Raw genomic sequence first — 13130 nt, forward strand, 5'->3', positions numbered from 1 at the left:
TTCTTTCTCTTTAGGAAAGCTCGTTATCCCAGCCGTTCCTGCGTAAGCTCACTCCCCATGGACGAGATGACAAAGGGCTTCCGCCTGGGCGACGGCACGTTGGTGTCCTGGGGCACGCGCTTCGACGAGGTCGTGACGGACTTCGAGAGCACCGGCTACGCGAGCCGCGACCTGCCCTGCGTCGCAGCCTATGGCTTTACCACGCGCTGCCTTGAAGTAACGGCGCCGCGGCCCGACCGGCCGATCCTCACCGTGGCCTACGAACTCGCCGACACCGGCGTGCCGATCAAGGACCTGTTCGCCCAGCTCGTGATCAAGCTCGGCATGCCGGGCGAGATCGAGCGCGACGAGACGTCGGACTACATCCATTCGTCGAGTCACGTCGTGCTCTACGCCAGCTGGCAGAAAAGAGGCCGACCGATCGGCGTCTCTTTCTACGGTGCGCCCCGCGAGTCGGCCTTCGGCGACGGCATCGGCAAGCTCTATGTAAGCTGGGGGGACCTCGATGCCGCCGCGGCCCCGTGGAAACCGGCGTGGCTTGCCGCCAACGCCGCGCTGGCGCAAGCCGCGCTCAACCCCGGCAAGGTCCAGCTCTTCTCGGTGCAGTACGACACGCGGGTCTTCCCGCAGGACGACCCCAAGCGCGCCAACGATCTCTGCCTGAATTCGCCCGAAATCCTCGACACGCCGCAACCGATTGCCCGGCAGCTCGACGACAAGCGCTTCGCGCTCTGGAGCGATCAGACCGGCGCGCGCTGGCACCTCTCGACGCGCACCGATACGATCGTGCTGGGCGGGCCGGATACGTCCCTCGTCCGCATCACCCAGCTCGAGCCGGCACGCGGTGGCGGCTCGGCCACCATCGATATCGGGCACTGGTGGGTGCGCGATGCCTGGAAGTCCCGCTCCATCGCCGACGCCGAGCGCGCACTGGAACGCGTGCCCGGCCTGACCTTCAACCGCTCCTCAGGTCACGACGCTTAAGGTTCCCGTCTCGCCGGGCTTGCGATTGAGCACGAGCTGGCGCTGGTGCCACTGCTTCAGCGACGGGCGGTGGCCGATGGAAACGATGGTGGTGGCGGGCAATCGCTCCTTCAGCACGCCGTAGACCGCCGTCTCGTTGGCCTCGTCGAGCGAGGCGGTGGCCTCGTCGAGGAACAGCCAGTCGGGCTTGAACACCAGCGCGCGGGCGATGGCCAGCCGCTGCTGCTCGCCACCGGAGAGCGTGTTGCTCCAATGCGCTTCTTCGTCGAGCCGGCTGGCGAGATGGCCGAGTTGGGCCGCTTTCAATGCGTCGACGATCTCCGCGTCGCTCGCCTTGGACTCGACGTCGGGATACTTCACCGCGTCGCGCAAGGTGGCGATGGGGATGTACGCCTTCTGCGGCAGGAACAGCACCCTGGCGCCCGCGGGTACCCGCACCTCACCCTTGCCGAACGGCCAGATGCCGGCCAGCGCCCGGAACAGCGTGCTCTTGCCCGAGCCGCTGGTGCCCGTGATCAACGTCGAGGTGCCCTTGGGCAGGACGAGGTTCAGGTCGGTCAGCAGCTTCTGACCGTTGGGCAAGGCTAGATCGACGCCGGCGGTGCCGACATCCGCACTTCCCGTCGTAGGTTTGACGGCGATGGCATCGGTCGGCTTGTCATCAATGGCGGCCTGCAGGCCACGCAGACGCTCCATCACCGCCTTCAGCTCGGCCACATTGGTGTAGTTGTCGATGAAGAAGGACAGCGCCGACTGAACCTGGCCGAAGGCCTGGGCGGTCTGCATCACGACGCCGAGCGTGATCGCGCCGGCGAAGAACTTGGGTGCCGTCACGATGTACGGGAAGATGATGGCGAGCTGGCCGTAGCCGATTTGATAGAAGACGAGCTGCAGCTCCGTCACCAGCACGCGCCAGGTGTTGTTGAAGACATCGGTGAAACGGGCGTCGAGCACTTCGGCTTCGCGTGGCTCGCCGCGATAAAGGGCAATCCCCTCGGCGTTCTCGCGCACGCGGATCAGGCTGAAGCGAAAGTTCGCCTCGTAGCGCTGCTGCATGAAGTTGAGCGGGATCAGGCGCCGCCCGACCAGGTTGGCAAAGTAGGTGCCGAAGAAGGCGTAGATGAGCGCGGCCCAGACCATGTAGCCAGGTATCGTGATGTCGATCCCGATGGGCGCCAGCGACAGCGGCCCCGACAGCATCCAGAGGATGATCAGAAAGGACACGAGCGTGGCGACTGCGCTGATGAAGCCCAGCAGCAGGGTCATCGTGTAGAAGCCGAGCAGGCGCAGATCCTCGGCGATGCGCTGGTCGGGGTTGTCGACCTTGCGTGCAAGCTCGATGCGGTAGTAGCCGCGGCCGTCCAGCCAATGGCCGAGATAATGCCGCGTCAGCCACCGTCGCCAGCGCAGCCGCAGATACGGGCTGACCAGGCCGCGCGCCACGCCGAAGAAGATGGCGAGCGCCGCGATCCAGCCGAACGCGATCATCTCGGTCCAGAACGCCGCCTCGTTCTTGTTCTGCAGGGAGTCGTAGAAGCGCCGGTTCCATTCGCTGAAGGCCACGTTCACCGAGACGCTGGCCAAGGTCAGCCCGATGGCTCCTGCCAGCAGGATCAGCGCGATCCAGCGCTCCTCGGAGCGGAAATAGGGGATGGTGAGCCGCCACCAATCCCCGAAGAACGAGCCAACGCTTTTCATGCCGAGATCCTTTCGGCCGGCACAGTAACCTCACACCCCGCTGGGCAGCCAGAGCGCGATCAGAGGGATAGCCGCGCGGCCAATCCGTCGCAGAGCGATGCAAGGGCGACGTCGGCAACCGGCCACTGTTTCATACTGGCCCATGACAAGCGCGTCGGCTGGGTTTATAGCGCGGCACAATGGACGCTACTTCGCTCGCCTCCCGCCGCGCCGCACTCGATGTGCTGGTCGCCTGCCTCGACAAGGGGCAACCGCTCGACGACGCACTGTCGCGGCATCAGGGCTTTGCCGGCCTGGATCCGCGCGACCGCGCCTTCGTACGCCTCCTGCTGGCCACGACTTTGCGCCGGCTGGGCGAAATCGAGGAAGCGCTGGCCGGCCTCATCGAGCGGCCGCTAGGAGGTGCCAACGCCGCCGGCCGGCAGATACTGCGTCTGGGCGCGGCCCAGCTCCTTTTCCTTGGCACGCCGCCGCATGCCGCCGTCGATACCTCCGTCCGCCTGGCCGAGGATGCCCGCCTGCCGCACCTCAAGGGCCTGATCAACGCCGTGTTGCGCCGGATCAGCCGCGACGGCTCGGCCCTCATGGGCGATCGCGACCCCGCTCATCTCAACACGCCGCAATGGTTGTGGGAGAGCTGGGCCGACGCCTATGGCGAAGCGGAAACCCGCGCCATTGCGGCCGCGCATCTGATCGAGGCACCGCTTGACCTGACGCCGCGCTCCAATGCCGATTTCTGGGCGGGCCAGCTCGAGGCGGAGAAGATGCCGACCGGCACCCTGCGCCGCTTCGGCGGGGGCGCGATCACCGAACTGCCGGGCTTCGCCGAGGGCGCATGGTGGGTGCAGGACGCCGCCGCGACCCTGCCCGCGCGCCTGCTGGGCGACATTGCCGGCAAGAGCGTCGCGGACCTCTGCGCTGCGCCCGGCGGCAAGACGATGCAGCTCTGCGCTGCCGGCGCCACCGTTACCGCCGTCGACATTTCCGCGCGCCGCATGACGCGGCTTGGCGAGAACCTGGCGCGTGCCGGGCTGACGGCGGAACTGGTGACGGCCGACGCCAGCAAGTGGGCGCCCGGCCGGACCTTCGATGCCCTGCTGCTCGACGCTCCCTGCTCCGGCACCGGCACCCTGCGCCGTCATCCCGACATCGCCTGGCTGAAGGACGAAGAGGATGTGGGCCGTCTCACCCTCACCCAGGATCGATTGCTGATGCATGCCACGGAGCTGCTGAAGCCCGACGGCATGCTGGTCTATGCCGTCTGTTCGCTGCAGGAAGACGAAGGCCCCGCTCGTTTCAAGGCTCTGCTGGGCCGCGACAAGCGCCTGCGCCGCGTGCCGGTCGAACCCGTAGAACTGCCGGGGCTCGAAGCGGCGATCACCCGGGACGGCGACGTCCGAACGCTGCCGTCGATGTGGCCTGATCGCGGCGGGCTCGATGGGTTCTTCATCGGAAGAGCCGTTCGGGTTTAGGACGCGGCGTTTCTCAGCCGCGTTCGTCAGGCCGCAACGTCAGCACTGACACACCTGACGCCGTCACGGTGACGGTGTGCTCGAACTGGGCCGACAGCGAGCCGTCTTCTGTCACGACCGTCCAGCCGTCGGCTTCAGTGCGCACGTCGCGTCGGCCGCGGTTGAGCATCGGTTCGATGGTGAAGACCATGCCCTCGCGGAGCGCGAGGCCGGTTCCCGGGCGGCCGAAGTGCAGGATGTTCGGTTCCTCGTGCATCTCGCGGCCGATACCGTGGCCGCAATATTCGCGCACCACCGAATAACCATACCGACTGGCGTGTCGTTCTATGGCAAAGCCGATGTCGCCCAATCGCGCACCCGGCCGCACCGCACGGATACCGCGCCATAGCGCATCGTAGGTCGTCTGGACCAGCCGCTTGGCCGCGGGCTCGACTTCGCCCACCAGATACGTCTTGCTGGAGTCGGCGATATAGCCGTTCTTCTCCAGCGTAATGTCGAAGTTCACGATGTCGCCCTCACGCAGTACCACCGTCGCCGACGGCATGCCGTGGCAGACTACGTCGTTCACCGACGCGTTCAGCACATAGCGGTAGCCATACTGGCCCTTGCTCGCCGGCCGCGCTTGGAGATCGTGCACGATAAAGCGCTCGACCATCGCGTCGATCTCGAGCGTCGATTTGCCGATTAGCGGCGTACGATCGAGCATCACGAACACCGACGCCAGCAGGCGGCCGGACTCGGCGAGTAATGCCACCTCCTCCGGCCGCTTGGTCATCTATCGTTCACCGCCAGCGAGGGCGCGGCAACGCCCGCCGCGCGCAACTCACGCTCGATGATCTCGGTGAACGGGATGGTCGGATGGGTTTCGCAGAGCATGCCGATCTTGATCCAGTAGGCTGCCTGCGCGTTGATCGACCGGCACGACACCTTGCTCGCGCGGCGCACCTGTTCGTGCAGATCATCCTCTATGTTCACAATGCCCATCGTTCCTCGCTATATGAATCGTATACGTTTCATATATGAAGAATTCAATGCAAAATTGGAAAATCTCAGGAATGACCGTGACGACCGCGATCACCGCCTTCGACCATTCTCCCGATGGCGGCCGCGGCCTGAGCGGGCGGCTTACCCAACTGATGTCAACGCGCTCGCTGGTTGAGCGCTACTTCTTACGGGCCAACGCGCGATACTTCTGACGCTCGACGTGGCCGAGGTAGAGGCCGGAGCTGACGATCACCGCAGCGCCGATCCAGGTCCAGAAATCGGGAATGTCCTGGAACACCAGGTAGCCGAGGAGCGCCGCTCCCAGGAGCTGCATGTAGTTGAACGGCGCCACGACCGCGGCCGGCGCCTGGCTGTAGGCGATCGTCAGGAAGTAGTGCCCCACGCCCGCCATCACGCCCATGCCGGCGAACAGCAGCCAGTGCCAGCCGAGCGTCGGCGTCACCCAATCGAAGGGCAGCAGCGGAGCCGCCGCCACCGTGCCGACGATCGTCGCCATGGTAGCCGATGCGTCTGGCCGCTCGGTCTGGCCGTAGCGCCGCGAAAAGAGCTGGTAGAGCGAACTGCAGAGCGTGCTGGCGACGATCAGCAGCGAGTGCCACTCGAAATGGGCATGCCCCGGCCGCACCACGATCAGTGCGCCGACGAAGCCGACGGCGCAGGCCGCCCAGCGACGCGGGCCGACCGGCTCGCCGAGGAACTTCGACGAGAGCGCCGTCACCACCAGCGGGCTGGTCAGCGAGATCGACGCCGCCGTCGCCAAGGGCAGATAGACGATGCCGTGGAAGTACAGGAACGACGAGGCGAACAGCAGCAGGCCGCGCACAATCTGGCTCGGCACGTTGTGCCAGCGAAACAGGTTCATCCCGCTCTGCGGCAGAAACAACACCAGCATGAAGATGAAGGCAAAGGCGTAGCGGCCCCAGATGACCTCGATGACCGGAAAGGTCTGGCTCAGCGTCTTGGAGATTGCATTCAGGACCGAAAAACAAAGAACTGAAAAGATGATGGAAAGAATGGCCCGCAGGGTCCGGTCCACCGGCGGGGGCGCGTCGCTCTTCATCTTTGCAACCTAACGATTGGCGTCGCGTGAGCAAGTGCAGCATCGGACTACGCCCTCCTGCCAATTGCATAGATCGCGCTCCGAAACGACAGACATCGTGCAAGCAGTGTGCCAGCGGTGGCGCTAAGGCTTCTGTTCTTCCTTCAGCTCTTCCGCGCTCGGCCACAGGAGCAGGGACACGAGCATTAGGATGCCGAGCCCGCCGGTGATGCCCGCAAACCGGTCGATACCCGGCATGATGCTGGCAGGCGGCGAGGCGCCCTGGATCATGGTGATGACGAAGACGAAGGCGAACTGCGTGCCGACATAGCCCACGCCGTGCCTGCCGACCTGGATGTGCATCCCGACCCAGACCACCGCGGCGATCATCGCAAGCCACCAGATGAACGACTCGACCTGCAGGGCAAGACAGGCCAGCGCGACGACACCGCCGAACAGGCAGCCCATGAATCGATGCAGCGACTTCTCGGCAACCTGATGTCTGGTGCTGACGCCGGAGTCGGCAATCAGCGGGGCGGCCATCACGACAGCAATGGTGATCGCCATCTCGGTCACGTCCGGCAGGTTCATCAGGATCCAGAGTTCCAGCACGACGACGACGGCGATCGCCGACCGGACGCCGTGCAGCACCGAGGGCCATTGCGCCCCCAGCAGATGGCGCCACCCTGGTGCAGTGGGCGGGCGATCGGCATGCCAGTCCTGCAGGACATTGGCGACGACAATGGCGGAACCGACACCGACCGCGACGTCGATCACGCGATAGACGGCAAGCTGAAAGGCCTGCGTCGGATCGTTCAGGCTCGAGAGCAGCACCAGGCTCGACGTGATCGACATGAACATCCAGGCCAGCCCATGGGGACTGACCTGCATGGCAATGACGCCAAACGCCGTCATCGCGGCAAGGAATATACAAAGGGCGAGGTGATCGTACGGCAACCAGCGCGCCATGACGAAGCCGATCGCCGCACCGGCAATCGTCCCCGTCAGGCGCAAGAGGCCGCGCCGCACGGAAGCGGCGCCCGTCGACATCAACGACATGAATCCGCTGATCGCCACCCACCACGGCGCCTCCAGCTGAAGCGCGAGCGCCAGGGTCGTCGACAGGATCACCGAAGCCGCGGCAACGAAACCTTGCCGCGTTTGCGCGGGATTCGTTCCCAGCTCCTTCAGCTCTTTCCAGAAGCCGGAGAGCGTCTTATCGACCATCCGGCCGCCTTCGGCGAAATCCTCGATCACGCCACGCGCGAAGGACATCTTCACGGGAAGATCACCGTCCGCGCATCGGCGCCCATGTAGAGCTTGAACTCGTCCGGCTTGTCGACGAGGACGATGGTTACGGGAATGCGGCGCTGCAGGCGGATCCAGTCCGTGGTCGGCGCGACATAGGGCAGAAGCATGTCCGGCCCCGGATTGCGGCTGATGCCGCGTGCAATGCCGGTGATCTTTGCGCGATGCCAACGCCAGGGCTCGCTGTCCAGCCACACCCAGGCGGTCTGGCCGATCTTGAAGTCGCGGATGTAGTACTGCTTGTAGTTGGCCATGATGCGCCAAGCATCGGAATCGACAATGCCGATCATCGGCACGTCGATATTGGCGGTGTCACCGGGCTGCAAGGTCAGGTTGGTGATCGTGCCGTTGACCGGCGCGAAGACCCGCGTGCGATCCAGTTTCCATTGTGCCGTGGCGTTCTCGGCGATGGCGACCTCCAGGGCGGCCTGGTGCGCCACGATGCCGGTCTGCGCCTTGGATATAGCGATCTGGCTGATCGTCATCTCGGCCTGGGAGCGGCGCAGCTCGTCGTTGGCCCGATCGAGCTCGGCGCGCGGCGCGTACTCGTTCTTGGCCAGATCGGCGTAGCGCGCCTGTTCCTGCGCTGCGTAGACGTTTGCCGAGGTCGAGGCCGCAAGGGCGGCCTGCGCCGTGCTGAGCTCCTCCTGGGAAGACTTCAGCAGTGCCCTGGCCTGCTCGATCTGCGCCTTGGTCTGGTTGACGACGAGCTGAAACGGCACCGGATCGATGGTGACGAGCAAGTCGCCCTTCTTGACCGTCTGGTTGTCGACGACATGGACGGCGACGATCCGGCCTGTGATTTCCGGCGCCAGCGCGACGAGATCGGAGCGCACATAGGCGTCGTCCGTGTAGACCACGTAGGAGGTGAAGACTTCCCAGATTATGAAAAGGGCAAGAATTGTTCCTCCGACAAGGAGCAGCCGGTGCAACCGGCTGGTCTCGCGCTTCGTCAGGCCGGTCGGCGGGGCGGTCGGCGCGAAATCCGCTGGTGGCGGAGGTACCGGATTTGGTTGCGGTGTCGGATCAGGTTCGGGAGCTGACGCGGGCGCAGTGACAACCGGCGCGGGTGGCTCAGGTTTCCGAGATACCTCGGCAGGTGCCGGTGGTTGCGGTGGGGTACTGTCAGGCGGCATCGCTCGGGAAAATAGCGCAGCCGGGCTTACAAGCCCATGCTCTTCATCTTGGCCGCCAGTGCCGATACGGAAAATGGCTTGCCGATGAAGTTGACGCCCGCATCGAGCACACCGTGATGAACAATGGCGTTGGCTGTGTAGCCCGTCGTGAACAGCACCTTGAGCGACGGCCGGCGTTCCGTTGCAAGGCCCGCGATCTGACGGCCATTCATGCCGCCGGGCAGCCCGACATCGGTAAACAGCAGCTGGATGTCGTCATGCGCCGCCAGCACGCGCAACGCCTCTTCGCCGTCGGCCGCTTGGTAGACGACGCAGCCGAGTTCACGGCAGGCCGCCAGGGCGAATTCGCGCACGATCGGATCGTCTTCGACCACAAGAACGACCGTCCCCGTTCCCGTCTCGGGCGCGAGTGGCTGCAGTTCGACCTCGGCTGCGGCCTCGCCCATCTCGCGCGGCAGGTAGATCTTAACCGTCGTGCCCCGCCCGACCTCGCTGTAGATCTTGAGGTGCCCACCGACCTGCTTCACGTAGCCGAACGACATGCTGAGACCCAGACCAGTCCCCTGCCCTCGCTCCTTGGTCGTAAAGAACGGTTCGAAGGCACGTGCAACCGTCTCCGGCGGCATGCCGGTCCCGGTATCCGAGACGGCGATCATAACGTACTGCCCGGGCACTACTTCGGCGTTGGCTGCAGCATAGGCGTCGTCGAGATGACTGTTCGCTGTCTCGATTGTTAGCGTGCCGCCCTCGGGCATTGCATCGCGTGCATTTATCGCGAGGTTGAGGATGGCGCTTTCGAGCTGCGCGACGTCGGCCTTCGCGCGCCAAAGCCCGCCTGCGAGGACAGTCTCGATCTTGATCTTCTCACCGATTGTCCGGCGCAACAGCTCCGACATGCCGGAAACGATGCGGTTCGCGTCGATCGCTTCTATCTGCAGCGGCTGCTGGCGCGCGAAAGCGAGCATGCGTTGCGTCAGTGACGCCGCACGCGAGACGCCCGTCCTGGCAAGGTCGAGGAAGCGCGTCACGTCCGGCGTGGGTTGTGGCACGCGCCTTCCCACCATCTCGATGGCGCCGCCGATACCCGTCAGCAGATTGTTGAAATCGTGCGCGATGCCGGCCGTCAGCTGGCCGACCGCCGTCATCTTCTGCGATTGCCGCAGGCTCTCCTCGGCAGTCGCCCGACGAATCTGCTCGGTGCGAAGCTGCTCAAGCGCCTCGTCCTGCCGGATAGCACGGCGCGAGGCCACCAATGCCAGAATGAAAAGGGCGATTGTCGCCGGCAGCCCGAAGACCAGGTGAGAGGCCATGCGACGGAGCCAGGTTCTCGTAACCGTCTCTTCGCCATATCCATGCACGACATACAGAGGCAGATCCGCGAGTTTGCGGTACATCACGATACGACGGAGGCCGTCGAAGGAAGAGGCCGGCGTGGCATAGGCGCCGCTTTCCGGCGACGCCGCTATCGCCTTCATGAACCCGCTGTCGGACGCAAGGCGATGCGTTTCGGTTTCCGCAGGATAACGGGCGAGCACTTCGCCGTCCGACTTCACCAGCGCAGCGGTAAAGAGGTTGGTGTCCGCCGCCTCGGCAAATCGCTCGACGAAGTACCGTGGCGAAATCGATACCGCGACGACACCGTTGAACCGGCCGTCCGGCGTTTCACGCCGCTCGCTGTACTGGAAGAAATACCCATCGTTGACCCGACCCCTCATCGGCTCGCTGATGTGCCGCCGTTCGGCACGGTCGCGATGAGCGATGAAATAACTACGGTCGGCCGCAATCAGCCCCGTCGGCAGCGGAAAGTTACGCGCCGATACCAGAGGCGCGCCCTGCTCGTCGATTACGAAGACGTTCTGGATCTGGCGCAGCGGCTCGACCAGCCGGCGCAGACGGTCGTGGAGCCGTTGCTCGTTTGTCCTGATGGCTTCGTTGCTGAAGTCGTCGACGATCTCGGCGACATTCGCCGCGACGAGATAGCCGGTCTCGAACGTCGTTGCGACGTTCACATAGAGCAGGTCGAGCGTACGCGCCATACGCTCCTCGGCCTGCTCGCGGACGTCGTTGTAGGTGAGCCAGCTTGCCCCCACGAACAGGAAAACCGGGACGACGACCGTTGCCGCCAGCAGCACGAGCGACGCTTCGGCAGCCGTGGTCCCGCGAAACGTCCAAGTCCGCAGCTTCAGCATCCGTCGCATATCGAACCTAAGGCCCTGCCCCAACCAGAGACGAGACGAACTTCGAAAGTCGGGCGGCACTATAGGGCCTGGGAAACGAATGGACATCCGCCACGCCCGCGGCGTGGCACTTCCGACAATCCCCCTGTGCATCGACCGGGACAGGCCGGATCAGAAATGAACCCTCTGCGAGAGCATTCGACATCCGCGGCTAGTCCGCCGCCTTTGCCACGCTGTGTTGAGGCTTGAACGGCAGGATCGTCGTCGCGCGCACCGCCGGCAACGGCAGGGACGGCGGTTCGACGCCCAAGGCGCGGGCGGCATTCCAGGCCCATCGTGGATCGAGCAGGAACGGCCGCGCGTGCGCGGTGCAGTCGGCCTCGCCGTTGGCGATGATCCGTTCCGCCTGCTCCGGTTCGGTGATCAGCCCGACCGCCCAGGTCTTGATGCCGGCTTCGCGGCGTATGCGGGCCGCAAACGGAACATGGTAGCCGGGTTCGATCTTGATCTTCTGTCCCGGCGCGTTGCCACCCGAACTCACGTCGACGAAATCGCAGCCCAGCCCCTTCAACTGGCGCGCGGTCTCGACCGTATCCTCGATCGTGACACCGCCCTCGACCCACTCGACGGCCGACAGCCGGATGCCCAGCGCCTTTTCGGCCGGCCAGATCCTGCGAACAGCCTCGAAGACTTCGAGCGGAAAGCGGCGCCGCTTCTCCATCGTGCCGCCGTATTCGTCGGTGCGGTGATTGCTGAGCGGCGAGAGGAACTGGCTGAGGCAGTAGCCGTGGGCACCGTGCAGCTCGATCACGTCGAAGCCCAGCCGGGCGCTGCGCTCCGCCGCCGCCACGAAAGCCTGCTTCACGCGCTTCAGGCCCACGCTATCGAGCGCCACCGGCGTGTGCCACTTGGCGGCCGGATCGTAAGGCAGCGCCGAGGCCGAATAGGTGGTCCAGGGAAGGTCAGGGGCATCGGCCTGCGTAAGCGGTCCGCCGCCCTTCCAGGGCCGTTGCGCCGAAGCCTTGCGCCCGGCATGGGCCAACTGAACGCCGAGCTTCACGCCGGGCATCCAGCCCCTCACCCAGTCGATCACCGGCTTCAGCGCCGCCTCGTTCTCGTCGCTGTAGAGGCCGAGGCATCCCTGGGTGATGCGGCCCTCGCGCTCGACATGCGTCGCTTCGAGGCACAGCAGGCCCGCACCGGACATGGCGAGCATGCCGTAGTGCACCTGATGCCAGGGCTGCGCGCTGCCGTCGACGGCGGAGTACTGGCACATCGGCGAGACGACGATGCGGTTGGGCAGCGTGACGCCGCCGAGCTCGACAGGAGTGAAGAGTTGGGCGGTCATGCTGTTATCCCGGTGTGATCAGCCGTTGATGGAAGGGCCGGCCTCGTGACCCAGCCATTCCTCGATGAGGCGGCGGGCAATCGAATCGCGGCGCGGCATGAAGAAGGAGCCGTCCTTGGGCAGGTTCTCCGGCTTGAGGTCCTCGCGGCTCATCCAGCGCGCGCTCGCCAGCTCGTCCTCGTTGACGGTGAAGTCCAGCGACTCGGCTTCGGCGTGGAAGCCGATCATGACCGAGGCCGGGAACGGCCAGGGTTGCGAGGAACGGTACGTCACGTTCTTCACCTTGACCCGGACTTCCTCGTAGACCTCGCGCGCGACGGCATCCTCGAAACTCTCGCCCGGCTCGACGAAGCCCGCGAGGGTCGAATGCATGCCGCGCGGGAACTGCTTGCCGCGGCCCAGCAGGCACTTGTCGCCGTGATGGACCAGCATGATCACCGCCGGATCGGTACGCGGAAAATGCTCCGTCTTGCAGGACTCGTTGGTGCACATGCGCACGTGACCGCCGCGCGTGATGCGGGTCGGCGACCCGCAGACGCCGCAGAAGCGATGGCGGCGATGCCAGTAGGTCATGCCGCGGGCATAGGCGAGGATCGATCCTTCGCGCGCGAACAGCAGCGCACCCACCTGGCGCAGATCGACGAACTCGCCCATCTCGGTCAGGGGCGTTTCGAGGCCGGTCACGTCGACGGCGAAATAGGGCGTGCCTTCGACATAGCCGAGGAAGATCTTGGTCTCGCTGGAACTGACGACGGCCCTGGCCATCATGCCCTGGAGGAACACCGGCTCCGGGTTGCCCCCGGTCTTCACCAGGTTCCTCTCGGTATCGATCGGGACGAACCGCGCCGCGCCTGACGACGCCAGTTCGATCATGCGCTCGTCGTTCTCGCGCTCATGGGAAGAGCGGTCGATTTCGGCGCTGGAATAGGGGTTTCTTGGTCTCTGCATAGGGCGCGGACGGTG

General features: G+C 65.1%; 11 protein-coding genes. 2 read left to right on the forward strand and 9 right to left on the reverse strand.

The window, feature by feature from the left end; all coding sequences use genetic code 11:
• Positions 1–57: 57 nt before the first annotated feature.
• Complete coding sequence (locus tag BN60_RS28975) at positions 58–984, forward strand: hypothetical protein (RefSeq protein WP_020696836.1); 927 nt, start codon at positions 58–60, stop codon at positions 982–984.
• On the opposite strand, the gene BN60_RS14640 is transcribed toward BN60_RS28975, so the two are convergent.
• Complete coding sequence (locus BN60_RS14640; RefSeq protein ID WP_020696837.1) at positions 967–2682, reverse strand: ABC transporter ATP-binding protein/permease; 1716 nt, start codon at positions 2680–2682, stop codon at positions 967–969. The genes BN60_RS28975 and BN60_RS14640 overlap by 18 nt on opposite strands.
• 179 nt (positions 2683–2861) lie before the next feature.
• Between BN60_RS14640 and BN60_RS14645 the strand changes: the two genes are divergently transcribed.
• Complete coding sequence (locus tag BN60_RS14645) at positions 2862–4154, forward strand: RsmB/NOP family class I SAM-dependent RNA methyltransferase (protein ID WP_020696838.1); 1293 nt, start codon at positions 2862–2864, stop codon at positions 4152–4154.
• 13 nt (positions 4155–4167) lie between these two features.
• Here the strand turns inward: BN60_RS14645 and map are convergent, their stop codons facing one another.
• From map to nudC, 8 genes are all read right to left on the reverse strand, one after another.
• Positions 4168–4929, reverse strand: a complete 762-nt coding sequence (map, locus tag BN60_RS14650; RefSeq protein ID WP_020696839.1) for a type I methionyl aminopeptidase — start codon at positions 4927–4929, stop codon at positions 4168–4170.
• Positions 4926–5138: a ParD-like family protein gene (locus BN60_RS14655; protein ID WP_020696840.1), complete on the reverse strand. Its 213-nt coding sequence runs from the start codon at positions 5136–5138 to the stop codon at positions 4926–4928. The genes map and BN60_RS14655 overlap by 4 nt, the downstream gene beginning before the upstream one ends.
• A 178-nt stretch (positions 5139–5316) precedes the next feature.
• Entirely contained in the window at positions 5317–6219 is a 903-nt protein-coding gene (locus tag BN60_RS14660) for a DMT family transporter (protein ID WP_020696841.1), read from the reverse strand.
• Between the two features lie 123 nt (positions 6220–6342).
• Entirely contained in the window at positions 6343–7473 is a 1131-nt protein-coding gene (locus tag BN60_RS14665) for an FUSC family protein (protein ID WP_043283945.1), read from the reverse strand.
• Between the two features lie 2 nt (positions 7474–7475).
• Positions 7476–8366, reverse strand: coding sequence for an HlyD family secretion protein (locus tag BN60_RS31650; protein ID WP_281015332.1), 891 nt, complete (start codon positions 8364–8366; stop codon positions 7476–7478).
• Positions 8367–8668: 302 nt separating this feature from the next.
• On the reverse strand, positions 8669–10831 hold the full coding sequence (locus tag BN60_RS30145; protein WP_020696844.1) for an ATP-binding protein: 2163 nt from the start codon (positions 10829–10831) through the stop codon (positions 8669–8671).
• Between the two features lie 199 nt (positions 10832–11030).
• Positions 11031–12167, reverse strand: coding sequence for an NADH:flavin oxidoreductase/NADH oxidase (locus BN60_RS14680; RefSeq protein ID WP_020696845.1), 1137 nt, complete (start codon positions 12165–12167; stop codon positions 11031–11033).
• Positions 12168–12185: 18 nt separating this feature from the next.
• Positions 12186–13115: an NAD(+) diphosphatase gene (gene nudC / locus BN60_RS14685; RefSeq protein WP_043283946.1), complete on the reverse strand. Its 930-nt coding sequence runs from the start codon at positions 13113–13115 to the stop codon at positions 12186–12188.
• Between the last annotated feature and the right edge of the window lie 15 nt (positions 13116–13130).

The sequence above is a fragment of the Reyranella massiliensis 521 genome, from assembly GCF_000312425.1.
GTDB lineage: Bacteria > Pseudomonadota > Alphaproteobacteria > Reyranellales > Reyranellaceae > Reyranella > Reyranella massiliensis.